The 13,586-nt window shown below is 63.1% G+C and carries 17 protein-coding genes and 1 tRNA gene; 11 read left to right on the top strand and 7 right to left on the bottom strand.

What is annotated here, in order from left to right:
* Positions 1-85 precede the first annotated feature (85 nt).
* Complete coding sequence (locus FEZ63_RS19915) at positions 86-361, bottom strand: hypothetical protein (RefSeq protein ID WP_244622903.1); 276 nt, start codon at positions 359-361, stop codon at positions 86-88.
* Between the two features lie 144 nt (positions 362-505).
* On the opposite strand from FEZ63_RS19915, the gene FEZ63_RS19910 reads away from it, so the two are divergent.
* Together FEZ63_RS19910 and FEZ63_RS26265 are read left to right on the top strand one after the other, a co-directional pair.
* Positions 506-581, top strand: a tRNA-Thr gene (locus FEZ63_RS19910).
* A 218-nt stretch (positions 582-799) separates the two neighbouring features.
* Positions 800-1,213 (top strand): GFA family protein, encoded by a 414-nt coding sequence (locus FEZ63_RS26265; protein WP_150947767.1) that lies wholly within the window; start codon positions 800-802, stop codon positions 1,211-1,213.
* 75 nt (positions 1,214-1,288) lie between these two features.
* Here the strand turns inward: FEZ63_RS26265 and FEZ63_RS19900 are convergent, their stop codons facing one another.
* Positions 1,289-1,729, bottom strand: a complete 441-nt coding sequence (locus tag FEZ63_RS19900; protein WP_150947765.1) for a DUF1810 domain-containing protein — start codon at positions 1,727-1,729, stop codon at positions 1,289-1,291.
* A 245-nt stretch (positions 1,730-1,974) separates the two neighbouring features.
* Between FEZ63_RS19900 and FEZ63_RS19895 the strand changes: the two genes are divergently transcribed.
* Entirely contained in the window at positions 1,975-2,379 is a 405-nt protein-coding gene (locus FEZ63_RS19895) for a hypothetical protein (protein WP_150947763.1), read from the top strand.
* 23 nt (positions 2,380-2,402) lie between these two features.
* Here the strand turns inward: FEZ63_RS19895 and FEZ63_RS19890 are convergent, their stop codons facing one another.
* Both FEZ63_RS19890 and FEZ63_RS19885 read right to left on the bottom strand, forming a co-directional pair.
* Positions 2,403-2,630 (bottom strand): hypothetical protein, encoded by a 228-nt coding sequence (locus tag FEZ63_RS19890; RefSeq protein ID WP_150947761.1) that lies wholly within the window; start codon positions 2,628-2,630, stop codon positions 2,403-2,405.
* Positions 2,631-2,755: 125 nt separating this feature from the next.
* On the bottom strand, positions 2,756-3,076 hold the full coding sequence (locus FEZ63_RS19885) for a hypothetical protein (RefSeq protein ID WP_150947759.1): 321 nt from the start codon (positions 3,074-3,076) through the stop codon (positions 2,756-2,758).
* A 223-nt stretch (positions 3,077-3,299) separates the two neighbouring features.
* On the opposite strand from FEZ63_RS19885, the gene FEZ63_RS19880 reads away from it, so the two are divergent.
* The 3 genes from FEZ63_RS19880 to FEZ63_RS19870 all read left to right on the top strand — a co-directional run bounded on the left by FEZ63_RS19880 (position 3,300) and on the right by FEZ63_RS19870 (position 6,870).
* A complete protein-coding gene (locus FEZ63_RS19880; RefSeq protein WP_150947757.1) occupies positions 3,300-5,120 on the top strand; it encodes a PAS domain S-box protein in 1,821 nt (606 codons plus the stop codon).
* Between the two features lie 358 nt (positions 5,121-5,478).
* Positions 5,479-6,288 carry an outer membrane protein gene (locus FEZ63_RS19875; RefSeq protein ID WP_150947755.1) on the top strand — a complete coding sequence of 270 codons (810 nt, stop codon included), beginning with the start codon at positions 5,479-5,481 and terminating at the stop codon, positions 6,286-6,288.
* 288 nt (positions 6,289-6,576) lie between these two features.
* Positions 6,577-6,870: a hypothetical protein gene (locus FEZ63_RS19870; protein WP_201274221.1), complete on the top strand. Its 294-nt coding sequence runs from the start codon at positions 6,577-6,579 to the stop codon at positions 6,868-6,870.
* Between the two features lie 184 nt (positions 6,871-7,054).
* Here the strand turns inward: FEZ63_RS19870 and FEZ63_RS19865 are convergent, their stop codons facing one another.
* Both FEZ63_RS19865 and FEZ63_RS19860 read right to left on the bottom strand, forming a co-directional pair.
* Complete coding sequence (locus FEZ63_RS19865; RefSeq protein ID WP_244622902.1) at positions 7,055-7,516, bottom strand: hypothetical protein; 462 nt, start codon at positions 7,514-7,516, stop codon at positions 7,055-7,057.
* A 102-nt stretch (positions 7,517-7,618) separates the two neighbouring features.
* On the bottom strand, positions 7,619-9,088 hold the full coding sequence (locus FEZ63_RS19860; protein ID WP_150947751.1) for a metal-dependent hydrolase family protein: 1,470 nt from the start codon (positions 9,086-9,088) through the stop codon (positions 7,619-7,621).
* 113 nt (positions 9,089-9,201) lie between these two features.
* On the opposite strand from FEZ63_RS19860, the gene FEZ63_RS19855 reads away from it, so the two are divergent.
* Positions 9,202-9,996, top strand: coding sequence for a TrmH family RNA methyltransferase (locus FEZ63_RS19855; protein ID WP_150947749.1), 795 nt, complete (start codon positions 9,202-9,204; stop codon positions 9,994-9,996).
* 86 nt (positions 9,997-10,082) lie between these two features.
* Positions 10,083-11,063, top strand: coding sequence for an MBL fold metallo-hydrolase (locus FEZ63_RS19850; RefSeq protein WP_150947747.1), 981 nt, complete (start codon positions 10,083-10,085; stop codon positions 11,061-11,063).
* A gap of 52 nt (positions 11,064-11,115) precedes the next feature.
* Here FEZ63_RS19850 and cutA read toward each other — a convergent pair whose 3' ends face one another.
* Positions 11,116-11,442, bottom strand: a complete 327-nt coding sequence (gene cutA, locus FEZ63_RS19845; protein ID WP_150947745.1) for a divalent-cation tolerance protein CutA — start codon at positions 11,440-11,442, stop codon at positions 11,116-11,118.
* Positions 11,443-11,481: 39 nt separating this feature from the next.
* Here cutA and FEZ63_RS19840 point away from each other — a divergent pair, with 39 nt between their 5' ends.
* From FEZ63_RS19840 to FEZ63_RS19830, 3 genes are all read left to right on the top strand, one after another.
* Positions 11,482-12,255: an NAD kinase gene (locus FEZ63_RS19840; protein ID WP_150947743.1), complete on the top strand. Its 774-nt coding sequence runs from the start codon at positions 11,482-11,484 to the stop codon at positions 12,253-12,255.
* A gap of 17 nt (positions 12,256-12,272) precedes the next feature.
* Positions 12,273-12,770: a MaoC family dehydratase gene (locus FEZ63_RS19835; protein WP_150947741.1), complete on the top strand. Its 498-nt coding sequence runs from the start codon at positions 12,273-12,275 to the stop codon at positions 12,768-12,770.
* Positions 12,770-13,586: HpcH/HpaI aldolase/citrate lyase family protein (locus FEZ63_RS19830; protein ID WP_150947738.1), on the top strand; the 817-nt coding region annotated here is incomplete at its 3' end. The genes FEZ63_RS19835 and FEZ63_RS19830, both read left to right, overlap by 1 nt.

Here is a 13,586-nt window from a genome sequence, read left to right as displayed (position 1 = left end):
ACCTCCGGGCGCGGCCTTCGCGGTCGCGTCCTGAAACTGAAAAGCCCCGCCGGCAAGGCGGGGCTTTTTCTTGTTCGCGCGCGGCTCAATAGCAGGTCGTGACGCGCCGGACGATCCAGCCCTCGCCTTCGACGAAAAGACGCTTGCGCGACTGGCCGCAATTCTTCCCATCGTCGATTTCCATCGCCGGATGGGTCTCCACATCCTGAGCCGCCATGGCGGTCGACGGGATAAACGGTCGGGAGCGCTCCTCCTGACCCGTTCTGCCGGCCGCAGCAGCGGAGCTCGGCGTGGCTCCGAGCGTCAGCGCCACGGCCATGGCGGCCAAGGTGAGTGGGACGTCGCGGGCATGCCTTGTCATGATCAAACTCCGGGATGTCGTTCGAACGACAATCCCATGGAGGTCAGATCGTTTCGGTGCGTTGTCGCACTATGTTTTTTACGACGCAGGGGAACTTGCGCCGGCCTCTGCCCGCTGCTACCTGAGCGGCTGATGACGAGGGATGCCGGTTTAGCTCAGTTGGTAGAGCAACCGCCTTGTAAGCGGTAGGTCGCGAGTTCGAGTCCCGCAACCGGCACCATTGTTCATCCTCTCCGTCGATGACTGAGCGGAATGTTCCCTGTCCCTGCCGCGGCGGGCATCGCTTTTCGGCACAAGGAGCGATTGAGGACGGGAGGCGCTGGCCTAAGCTTTCCGCCCGCCTCTCCCGAGACGGCATTGACGAATTAGGCCAAGCTTGCGAGGGGTCAGGAAAGCTTTCTGATGCAGGCGCGGCGCCGAGACTGAGCAGGACCGATCATGACTTTGACAGGCGGCTGCGGATGCGGAGCAGTGCAGTACCAGATCGCCTCACCGCTCGGGCCAGGGCGCAGTTGCCATTGCTCTCGCTGCAGAAAGACCTTTAGCGGAGCGGGCTCTGCCTACGCTGAAGTTGTGCCAGGTTCGTTCTCCTGGCTCCGGGGCGAAGACAATCTCACCTTTTATGAGACGATGCCGGGTTGGGGTTTGTGCTTCTGCAAGACCTGTGGGACCACATTGTGTGGTGTCGCCGGCGACGCGGTGCATGGAGTGACGCTCGGCAGCGTCGATGGTGATCCGGGCGTCGCAATCGAGATGCATCTCTTCGTTGGCTCCAAAGCACCATGGGATCACATTGGCGGACCCGCCCCTCAGTTCCTTGAGGCTCCTCCCCCGGCGAATAAGAGCAGCTGACTTTTAATCAGCCGGTCGGTGCCGGCGGGAAGCCCCGGCGCATCATCGTCCAGGCCCACGAGCGACTTTCGTCGTCTATGGAGGCTCTCCCACAAGCGCCAGCGTTCGCGGGTCCATGAGACCTTCCGACCAGTGCTCGAGCGCCAGCCGGAACGGACTTGCCTTGTCGGGCTCGGCGAGCGCGAACAACGTCATCGACGATACGAATTTCACGTCGTCGGGTGAACCGAAGATCTCGCGCAGAGAGCGCTCACGGTGGTCCAGCACCGCCTCGGTGCACAGTGTGAGCCTGGGTCCAAGCACCGGGTGGCTCAAAAACGCGCGCGCCTCGTCGAGGGAGGCAATCCCGTAAAACTGAGAAGTGGGTGAAGACCCGAGGCCGCGCATTTGCGGGAAAACGAACCACATCCAGTGCGTTCGTTTGCGGCCGGCCTTCAGTTCGGCCATCGCAGCATCGAAGATGGGCTCCTGCGCGGCAACGAAGCGTTCCAGGTGATGGTGATCCCGAGCCGACATTCCGTCTCCGACACGTTCCATTTGAGGCCAAGATCATAACGGGCGGTCCGTGAAACCGCTCGCTTCCTTCTCCTGAAGTGGTCGGGTGGGGATTTGAACGCAAGGTCGTTGGAGATAGCACGAGGCCAACCGCCAAGGTCGGCCGTTTCAACGCGCGCTCGGCATCGCCTCCGCGTGAAACCGCGATCGGTCTACCGCAAAGTCACCACACTCCCTGTCTAGCCCAGGCGCACAAGGAGATGTTCATGACTGACCTGATGACCGATTTTGCGCCGATAGCCGCCATGATGTTCGTGGCGGCCTGCGTTCTCTGGCTCGTTTGGCGCGCGATCCGCAGCCTGTTCCGGTCACCCGCCCGCGCCCGCGACGACATTCCGGTTCATCGCGAACCCGATGGCGCACGCCGGGAGCCTGTTCTGGGCCCGTCGACCCACGCGGTCGCCGCGTCCTCGACCATCCCGGATGCGGCGGATGTGCTTGCGCTCAAGGCGAGCATCGACGCCCTGACGCGTCAGATCGCCGCCCTGGAGAAACGCCTGACGCCCGCGAACACCAACGTGCCGGTGACGCTCGCGCCGCGGCAACCGAGAGAGGCGAGGATGGAGGCCGGCGCGGACGCGCCGGTCGTCGTGCCCGATCGGCGGATCTAGGCCTTAGCTGTCCGGTTGTGACGCTAGTCGTCGATCGAAATCGAAAACAGCTCGTAGCCTGCTCCGTTCAGGACCCGCACCATCGCGACCTCGGGGCCGGCCGCGTGAGGCCTCCTTGCGAGGGCAAAAATCCGCTGCGCCACGGATTTTGCGGCGTCGAAGGAATCCGCCCTGACCATCCGCCGACGGATGAGGCCGCCGCCTTCCGCCTCGGGAGCGACGGTTTCGATTCGGTAGATTTCCTGAGACACGTAGCTGCTCCGTGGAGCTGGGTTTTAGGCGATCGCGTCAGCGCCGCCAACACCCTTGTCGTCGGTCATCCGGACGCGATTGCGCCGCGCCTCGGTCGGGCGCGGCGCAATCGTGTCACGGGGTCCTAGTAGTAGTAATAGACCGGACGCCGGTAATAGGGCCGCACGCCGTAATACGGCCGGGCGGGATAGTAGCGGCGCGGCGCGTAGTAGGGGCGGACCGGATAGCGCCGCCCGTAACGGCGGCCGTAATAACGTGGCCCGTAATAGCGGCGGGGGACGTATCGGCGGCGGGGCCCGTAATAGTATTGGGCATATTGCACGGACGTATCGAGCGCTTCCGCAAGAGCTAGCGGCGCGCGCACCGGGGTTGCGGACGCGGTGGATGCGTGAATCGCCGCTCCGCCGGCCAAAAGAGAAACTGCCAAGAGCAATCGTTTCAACATGTTCACTCCTCTCGTTTGGAGGAAATGCTGCCTTCCGTTGCGTGAACAATTTCTGAATACTGAGAGAATTCTCTGCCGCCGACGACGAGTATGCTGCTCCCGCACAAAGGGATTTCAGTGACTTGTCAACAGGATATCCGGCCTCTTTGATTTCCCAACGGAACCCAACGGGCAATTCCTGCGTTGTGCGGTTCAGGCCCAGTACAACTCCCAGGAAGATTTCATGATCGGCAGTAACGTCGTGCTTGAGGCATTGCCTGTCGCGGTTTACATGACGGATGCCGAGGGACGTATCACCTTTTACAACGATGCTGCCGCTGAACTGTGGGGACATCGGCCGGAGCTGGGAAGCAGCCGGTGGTGTGGTTCCTGGCGCCTCTTCTGGCCCGATGGCCGCCCGATGGCCCACGACGAATGCCCGATGGCAGTCGCGATTACCGAAGGGCGCCCGATCCGTGGGGCCGAGGCCACCGCCGAACGGCCCGATGGCAGCTTTGTGCCATTCATTCCTTATCCGACACCATTGAAGGACGAATCCGGCCGTGTGATCGGCGCGATCAACCTGCTGGTTGACATTGCCGAGCGCAAAAAGCGCCACATCGACTCGGCACAGCTAGCGGCGATCGTCGAGGGCTCGGACGATGCGATCATCAGCAAGACGCTGGATGGTCGAATCACCTCCTGGAATGGCGGCGCATCTCGAATCTTCGGATACCAGCCGGAAGAGATGATCGGGCAGTCGATCTTGCGCATCATTCCGGCGGAACTCGAGGACGAGGAACGCGAACTGATCGCCCGGTTGAGGCGCGGCGAACGCATCGAACATTTCGACACGGTGCGTGTGACGAAGGACGGCCGGCGCATCAACATTTCCCTCACCGTTTCGCCCTTGCGCGATGGCGCGGGCAACATCGTCGGCGCCTCAAAGGTCGCCCGCGATGTCACCGACAGGAAGCAGGCCGAGCAATTGCAGACCCTCCTCTTCGAGGAACTCAATCATCGCGTGAAGAACACGCTGGCGACCATCCAGGCGATCGCCAGCCAGTCCCTCCGTCGCGCCGCAAGTCCGCGCGACTTCGTTTCGAGCTTCAATGGCCGCGTCCAGGCGTTGGCGCGTGCGCACGATCTTCTCGTCCAGGGCAAGATGAAGGGAGCGCCCATATCGGAGATCCTGCGAGAGCAGGTTCTGCTCGATGGCTCGACCGATCTGCGCATCTCGAGCTCGGGACCGTTCCTCATGCTCGACGCCCGGGCCGCCGTGCAGCTCGCGCTGGTGGTGCATGAACTGGCCACGAACGCCCGGAAATATGGCGGATTGTCGGTCCCTGACGGTCGCTTGTCGATCAGCTGGAATCTGCAAACAAATGGCGGCCGCGAGCTCTTTCTGGAATGGAAGGAGAGCGGCGTCCCGAACCTGAGCGTCCCGACCACGCAAGGGTTCGGCTCGACCCTTATCGAACGGACGCTCGAAGCCAATGGCGGTGATGCGGCCATCCGGTACGACGCCGAGGGCATCACCTGCGAGATCAGATTTCCCCTCGCGGATATCGACCACCAGTTCGCGGGCGGCGTCGCAACCTCGCATGCGCCGCCGCAGATTGTCGTGGCGCCACCGCCGACCGGAGCCCAACTAAGCGGCAAGCGGATATTGCTCGTCGAGGACGAACCACTCGTCGCGATGGAGATCAGTTCCCAACTCGCCGCCGAGGGCTGCGAGGTCATCGGCCCCGCCGGGAGCATCAAGAGCGCCAAGCGGTTGATTCACGAGATGGAAATTGACGCGGCGCTCGTGGACGCGAATCTCGCCGGAGACCCGGTCGACGAAATTGCCGCCGCGTTGAGGCAGAAGGGAATTCCATTCGCCTTCGCGACAGGCTACGGCCGGCGGGCGCTTCCGCCCGGGTTTCGGGACAACGAGGTCCTCGTGAAGCCCTACAACAGAGAGCAACTGCTCGTCGTCGTCGAGCGCCTGTTGAAGGATGGGCGCGCGGAATCCGCCGAGGTGGTTCCGCTGCCACGCCGGCGAAGCGCGAAGCCGGATTGACGATTCGCCGCCGAAACGACGTTGCTGGTTCAAGCGTAGCAATAAAGGACGGCCGGAAAGTAATCGAAGAGGGCTATTCAAAAAAACCCCGCCACGCAGGCGGGGGTACAGGTGCTTCTCTCGCTCGGACACCCGTCCGATGGGAAACAGTACCGCATGACTCTTTCAGGCTGTCAATCTCCGCTACGAGGGCGGGTTTACGACCATTACGGCAAGCCGTTTTTATTCTTCCGCATTGGTCCTCGTAGGCTAATTTTCTTAGTATAAATTTCCCTCTGTGTTGCATCGCTGCCATAGCATTCCCTAAAGGAATCCTCGTAGTCTTCCTTCGTGGACTAACACATGAAGGATGCCGCCCATGAAAAGGTATGTTTTGAGTATGCTTGCCGGTACTGCGGCGATAGCTCTTACCGCTTCCGCTGTGAATGCCGCTGACCTTCCGGCCCCGGCTCCGCCGCCCATCATCGCCCCCGTGCCGATCTTCACCTGGACGGGGTTCTATGTGGGCGTCAACGCCGGCTACGGCTGGCATGAGAATAACGACAACTCGATTTTCGTGCCTGCGGGCACGTTCGTCACCGCGCCCCTCGCCTCGGGCGTGTTGACCTTCGGCCAGGACAGTGGCGACGGTTTCGTCGGCGGTGGTCAGATCGGCTACAACTACCAGATCGGCTCGTTCGTGGTCGGCGCCGAGGCGGACATCCAATGGGCGGATCTCGGTGGCGGAGCCGGCACGGCCTTCGTTCCGTTGGGCTTCCCGCCGAGCTTCGTACCGGCCGGCGCTGCCGGCGGCATCGAGTGGTTCGGTACCGTTCGCGCCCGTCTCGGTTTTGCCTTCGACCGGGCGCTCATCTACGCCACCGGCGGTTTCGCCTACGGGGGAGCCGACGAGGGCAACGGGTTCAACGGCTTCGTCAATAACAACGAAGACACACGCACCGGCTGGACCCTCGGTGGCGGCTTCGAATACGCCTTCACCAACAACCTGACGGCTGGCATCGAAGGCCTCTGGGTCAGCCTCAATGGAGAGAATAACGGCGCCTTCATCGGCACGGAAACCACCCCCTTCGGCGCGGTGTTAGCTGTGACCGTTCCCGACAATAGGGACAGCGACAACGAATTCTTCGTCGCTCGCGCCAAACTGAACTACAAGTTCAGCACCTACTAAGACCTGTCTCGCCCGAGACAGAAAGGCCCGGGGAAACCCGGGCCTTTTTTATGGCTTGCGACGTCCGCAGCTTTTATTCCTCATCCGCCCCACATCCCTCACCTGCCCCCAGGCGAAACCCGACCTTGGGGAAAGAAGCTTGACCATAGGGAAAGAAGTGCGCGAAGCTCCGGCCCTATCCATGGAAGGGTTTTGAGCAAAATGTCGAAATACCTAGCATCGGCGGCGCTGGTTGCCACCGCTTTACTGACTTCGGCGTGCGTCAGCACAATCGAAGAAAAAGAGAACATGCTGACCGCGGCCGGCTTTCAGGTCAAAGTGGCCGATACCCAAGACAAGATCACCGCACTGACCGCGCTTCCGCCCCATAAATTCCAGATGAAGAACCAGGGCGGACAGGTGGTTTACCTCTATGCGGATCCGACGATCTGCAAATGTCTCTACTATGGCGATCAGGCGGCCTATCAATCCTATCAGCAGATGGCATTCCAGCAGCGCCTGGCGGATCAGAAGCTGATGACCGCGACGATGATGCAGGACACCCAGTGGAATTACTGGGGCGCGTGGGGTCCCTGGTACTAGGACCTGTCGTCATGAGGCCGGAAAGATCACCGGGGTCCACGGAGCCCGTGCGTCCCCGTCGGTCTTTCCGTTTTCACGCTGATGAGAAAAACTCTGGCGAAAAGGCTGAAGTCGTCAACGAGATCGCGGTGTTAAAAGCTTCGTTCTACCGGCCATCACACTTGAAAGTCGGTGGCCGAACTCCCTAGTCTCGCGAGTCGCGAACCGCCTGCGCTTGTTTGGTCGCTTGCGATACACTCCCGATTTGGCTTCCCGGAATCGTCGAGCGTCTCTTGTTGCTCGCCGCCAGACGCATGCCCTGACCCGGCGTCGCCGCAGCGGATGGGTGTTCGGCGCGTCCGGTTGCCTGCTTTAGCGCCAAAGCCTTGTGGGCAGATTGCAACAGCGACTGCCGGGCCTCGAAGTTTTTGATCCGAGCCACTTCCTTGTTCAGCCGCTTCAACGCGCTCGCAAACACCTGCTTCTTTTGCAGCGGCTTTTCGGCCGTGCCTGGAAAGTTGCTGCCTCGCGGCTCAACCTTCCCGCGCATTTCGCGCCTTTTCTGGAATCCGAGTGTGCGCTCCTTATCGCGCATCAGCCGCAGGCGGGTTTTCACGTCCTGCAACGCATCAACATCAAGGTCGTAGATGGCCGGATGATGCGTCACACGAACGGTTTCGAATTCCTCGTGGTTCAGGAGATTTCGCTCCGATCGGCAGGATAACGACATGACTTCCTCCGCTTCTGTTTCACGAGAATTATTTCGATCTCATGGCCTGATGCGTGTGTCCTTGTAGATTTTTCCGTCTTTCATGATGATGAGAAGGCTCTTGTCGGGCTTGGCAATGAGGCTGATGTCTTCGACCGGATTGCCGTCGACGAGCAGCAGATCGGCGAGCGCGCCGTCCTCAATGACGCCCAGTTTTCCCGGATAGGGATTGCGCGGACCGGACAGGCTTAGGAGCTCACCGTTGGTCGCCGTCGCCATCGTGAGGATTTCGGCGTTGGAATACCAGCGGGTCAGATGGGTCAGCATGGTGCCCTGACGCGGCGCCAATGCGGCGGAGAACAGCAAGTCTGAACCGAAGGCCGTTTTGATCTTGTGCTTTCGCGCCAGCTTGTATGCGTTGTCGGTCCCGGCGAGAACCTGAAGTAGCGAAACGCGGCTAGGGCCGCTCAGGGGAAGTTGGTCGTCCTCCGTGAGGAAGGGTTGAATGCTCAGCCACACGCCCTTGTCTGCCATCAACCCGGCGGTCGCATCATCCATCAGGTGCGCGTGTTCGATGCATTTGGCTCCTGCGGCGATCGCCCGCTGGATCGTCGTCGGCGCATAGGCGTGGACCGTCACGAACGTGTTCCAGTCCGCGGCGGTTTCGACTCCGGCGCGCAACTGCGCTTCGCTGAAAGTCGACATGTCGAGCGGGCTACGTGGAGACGAGACGCCGCCGCCGCCCACGAGCTTGATCTGCGAGGCACCCTGCATCAGCTGCTCGCGCACGCGCAGCCGGACCTCGTCGGCGCTGTCGGCGATGGCGCCGCCGCCGGTTTGCTCCAAGGCGCTCAGCGGGCCGCCGGGACTTCTCGGCAGATCCGAGAACGGACGCATGTCCGCATGACCGCCGGTGGTCGTTATCATCGCACCGGACGGATAGATGCGCGGACCGGACACGAGCCCTTCGTCGATTGCCTGCTTGAACGCGAAAACCGGTCCGCCAAGGTCGCGGACGGTGGTGAAGCCCCGCATCAGGGTGCGCTCGGCTTCAGCGGCGGCGGCAAGATAGATCGGGCCGATCGCCCCGCTCAGGAGATTCGGGAGCGAGATGGCGGCAAACATCGTGTGCCAATGCGCGTCGATCAGGCCCGGCATGATGACCCGCCCGCCGCAATCGATGACCTGCGCGCCCGCCGGAGCGGCCGGGTTTCCCTCCGCCACGGCGGTGATCCGATTGCCCTCGACCAGCAGGCGGAGCCCGTCGCGCAACGCGACGGATTTTCCGTCGAACAGCCGAAAATTCGTAAACAGAATGGCGCGGGAGGGCCCGACGGGGGCCGGTTGTGCGCTGGCCCGTCCAGGCACGAGGCCGAGCGATGCGACGGAGGCGGCCATGCCGGCAACAAAGCCGCGTCGTGACAGATCAACGTTGATTCGATTTGTCAGAAACTGGATTTCCGGCCTGTGGCAAAGGCAGCCCGCATGTCCTGGTGAAACGACATCATCGTCCGACGTGCATGAGAACATGAGGCATCTCCGATCGAGCTTCACACTACGGGCTCAAGCGTACGCCGTCAAAATCACGGTTGTCCGCGCGACCAGCCTCCGTCATAGGGTTGCAACTGCCTCCGGAGATTTCCATGCCCATTGCGATCAGCGATCCAGACGATCCCCGGATCGACGCGTACCGCGCCGTTCGCGAGCGCGACCTGCTGGGGCGGGAGAGCCGTTTCATCGTGGAGGGCGAAGTCGTGCTGCGGGTTCTGGTGCGGCAGGCACGCTTTCCGGTCGAGTCCGTTCTGCTTGCCGAGAACCGCATCGAATCTCTTCGCGATATCGTCGACGGTCTGCCTAATGCGGTGCCGGTTTATTCAGCCAATCGCGCGGTCATGGACGCGATTGTCGGCTTCCCGATTCACCGGGGCATCCTGGCTGTCGCCAAGCGCCTGGCCCTGCCGCCGGCCACGGAGCTTCTCGCCGCCCTGCCCGCGCGCGCGTTGGTGCTGGGTCTTGTCGGCCTCGCGAACCACGACAATGTGGGCGGCATCTTTCGCAACGCCGCCGCGTTCGGCGTCGACGCCGTGCTGCTCGACGCCACCTCCTGCGATCCACTTTATCGCAAGGCGATCCGCGTCTCCGTCGGCGGCGTGCTGATGGTGCCATTCACGCGCAGTCCCTCCGCCAGCGAGATGGTGGCGGATCTGCAGACCGCCGGCTTCGACGTGCTGTCGCTTTCGCCGTCGGGTCGGGAAACGCTCGGCGCGGTGAGGCCCGCACCCCGCACCGCGCTTTTGCTCGGCGCCGAGGGTCCGGGATTGCCGGCGGCGCTGCTTGCCCGCACGCGGACCATCTCGATCCCCATGAAAAGCGGCTTTGACAGCCTCAACGTGGCAACGACGAGCGGCATCGCGCTTCATCACCTCTCGCAGGGCTGAAACACCCACGCTTTCGTGAAAGGCCAAGCTCTTGCCTCCGGCCCGCGCCGAACTAGCGTTCTGACGGTCAATGACGGGAGACATTCATGACACTGACGCGCCGCGCCATTCTTGCCGGCACCGCCCTGGCGGTGACACCGATCGCAGGCCCATCGTTCGCCCAAGCGCCCGCGACCCCGGGCACCGCCGCCGCCGGCGCGAAACAGGCGCCGGGCTTCTACCGCTACAAGGTCGGCGATATCGAAGTCACGGCTATCAATGACGGCTTTGCCAAGCGTCCGCTTGAGGGTTTCGTCAAGAACGCCGAATTGTCCCTGGTGCAACAGGCGATGAAGGATGCGTTTCTGCCGTCCGATGCCCTGCCGATCACCTTCAACACGCTGGTGCTGAACCAGAACGGCCGGCTGACCCTCATCGACACCGGCAATGGCGATTCAGGCGCGCCGACCGCCGGCACCTGGATGGCGAATTTCAGGGCCGCGGGCTTCGACCCGGCGCAAGTCGATACGGTGGTGTTCAGCCATTTTCACGGCGACCATATCAACGGGTTCCGCCTCAAGGACGGCACTGCCGTTTTTCTCAAGGCCGAAGCTCTGGTGCCGGCCACAGAATGGGATTTCTGGATGGACGACGGCAAGATGGCGCAGGCCCCCGAGGGCATGAAAGGCGCCTTCCAGGGCGTCCGCCGCGTCTTCGCGCCGATCGCCAAGGATGTGAAGCGCTATGAGGCCGGCAAGGAGATCGTGCCCGGGCTGACAGCGGTCGCGGCCCCCGGCCACACGCCCGGCCACACCGCCTACATGCTGTCTTCCGGCAACGGCAAGCTGATGATCATGTCGGATCTCACCAACCACCCGGCCTTGTTCGTGCGCAACCCGGATTGGTCGGCCATCTTCGACATGGATGCCGATCAAGCGCGGGCAACCCGCCGCCGGATGCTCGACATGGCGGCCACCGAACGGGCGCAGGTCGCGTTCTACCACGCACCCTTCCCCGCCACCGGCTTCATCGCCAGGGACGGCACCGGATTTGCGCTGGTGCCGATCCAGTGGACCCCGGCCCTCTGACGGGAAGCAGTCCCGGCCCCATGACCGCTGGATAACAGTCCAGCGGTCATCCTCAGGCGGTCCCACCCGTCTCGGCCACGATCCACGCCAGCGTCTCCGCATCCGCCTCGCTCGGGGTGATGAAGAGGATGATCGGCGTCTCATAAGGGTGGCGGGACTTCAGGGCCGCCTGGACCTCATCTTGCAGGTCCGTGCGGGTCTTGAGGATGGCGACCGCCTCCTCGCCTCGTTCGACCGCGCCTTTCCACGCGTAGACCGAGCGCATGCCCGGCACCACATTGATGCAGGCGATCAGCCTGTCGCGCACCAGGCTTTCGCCGACCGAGAGCGCGATGTCCGCATCCGGAAAGGTCGTATAGACGAGAAGGGCCTTCTTCATGCTATGCCTCTCGATCACCAGAGTGAGGGTATCTTAAGCATGGCCCGTCGGTTCAATCATGTGGCGTTCGTCGCAAGTCCCGCCCCAGAGGCGCAAAACGCCCTGCAGGCGCTGCAGGCGCGCTACCCGACCGTCGACCCGACCGAGGCGGACGTCATCGTGGCCTTGGGCGGCGATGGCCTGATGCTGCGGAGCCTGCATCGGTTCATGGGCACCGCAAAGCCGATCTACGGGATGAACAAGGGCACCGTCGGCTTCCTCATGAACGAGTTTCGCGAGGACGATCTTTTTGAGCGGCTCGAGAATTCCCTCCGCAGCGTCGTGCACCCGCTCCTGATGGTGGCGCGAGACCTCAGCGGACAATCGCACACCGCGCGGGCCATCAACGAAGTGTCGATGCTGCGCCAGACCTACCAGGCGGCGAAGCTGCGCATCAGCATCGACTCGCAGGTGCGCCTGAAGGAGCTCAGCGCCGACGGCATCCTCGTCGCCACGCCCGCGGGATCGACGGCCTATAACCTGTCGGTCAACGGCCCCATCCTGCCGTTGAACGCGCCGCTGCTGGCGCTGACGCCGATCTCGGCCTTCCGGCCCCGTCACTGGCGCGGCGCGCTCCTGCCGGATTATGCTCGCATCGAGATCGAGGTTCTCGAGCCCAAGGAGCGGCCGGTCAGCGCGGTGGCCGATCACACGGAATTTCGCGATGTGTCGAGCGTTCACGTGGCGATGGATCGCAGCGTCGATCTGGTGTTGCTGCACGATCCTGGACACGGCCTTGACGAGCGCATCCTGCGCGAGCAGTTCGGCCACTGATTTCGGGGAGAACAGCGATGATCGAAGACACCAGGAGGCATCCCCGCGGCGGTTTGTATTTCGAGGATTTCACCGTCGGCGCCACGATGCCGCACCGGCTGACGCGGACCGTGACGCAGATGGACAACATGCTGTTTTCCAACATGACGCTCAACCCGCAGCCGCTGCATATCGATGCGCATTTCTGCGCGACCGAGACCGAGTGGGGAAAGCCCCTCATGAACTCGCTCTTCACGCTCGGCCTGATGATCGGCATCTCGGTCAACGACACCACGGTCGGCACCACCATCGCCAATCTCGGCATGACCGATGTGACGTTTCCCAATCCGCTGTTCGAAGGCGACACCGTGAACGTCACGACGGAGATCGCCGCCAAGCGCGAGTCGAAATCGCGCCCCGAGGCGGGCATCGTCGATTTCATCCATCGCGCCTACAAGCAGGACGGCACGCTGGTGGCGCAATGCCGGAGGCAGGCCTTCATGCGCAAGCGTCCCGCCGCTGAAGGTGCTGCGTGATGCGGTCGCTTCTGTTCGTTCCCGGCGACAGCCAGCGCAAGCTCGAGAAGGCGATGACGTCAGGAGCCGACGCGCTCCTCATTGATCTCGAGGATTCCGTCGCGCTCGACGCCAAGGCCAATGCCCGGCGCGTGACCGCGGCGTTTCTTGCCCACGCGAAGAAGCAATCGGATCGCCCGCGCCTCTATGTCCGCGTCAACGGCCTGACGACCGGCCTCATCGAGGACGACCTCGACGCCGTCATGCCGGCCGGCCCCGAGGGCGTGGTGCTGCCGAAGACCGTCGGCGGCATGGACGTGTCGCATCTGGGCGCGAAGCTTGCCGTGCGCGAGGCGGAGTTCGGCCTGCCCGATGGCGGCACGCGCATCCTCGCTATCGCGACGGAAAACGCAGCCGGCGTGTTTGCCCTCGGTACGTTCGCGGGCGCAAGCCACCGGCTGATGGGCCTCGCCTGGGGCGGCGAGGACCTGTCCGCCGATCTCGGCGCGGAAACCAACCGCCGCGGGGACGGCGCCTATGCGGAGCCATACCGGCTCGCCCGCGCGCTGACGCTCATGGGCGCGGCGGCAGCGAGCGTCGATGCGATCGATTCCGTCTACACGAACTTTCGCGACCATGACGGCCTGCGCACCGAGTGCCAGGAGGCCCGCCGCGACGGCTTCGTCGCCAAGATGGCGATCCATCCGGCACAAGTGCCCATCATCAACCAAGCCTTCACGCCCTCCCCCGAGGCGCTTGCCCGCGCCCAGGCGGTGGTGGATGCGTTCGCGGCAAATCCCGGCGCGGGGGTTGTGGGGGTGGAGGGGGAGATGCTGG

The sequence above is a fragment of the Microvirga brassicacearum genome (genome assembly GCF_008757455.1).
Lineage (GTDB): Bacteria > Pseudomonadota > Alphaproteobacteria > Rhizobiales > Beijerinckiaceae > Microvirga > Microvirga brassicacearum.
Note: the sequence above shows the minus strand (reverse complement) of the source record. Positions and strands in the feature narration are given on the sequence as shown.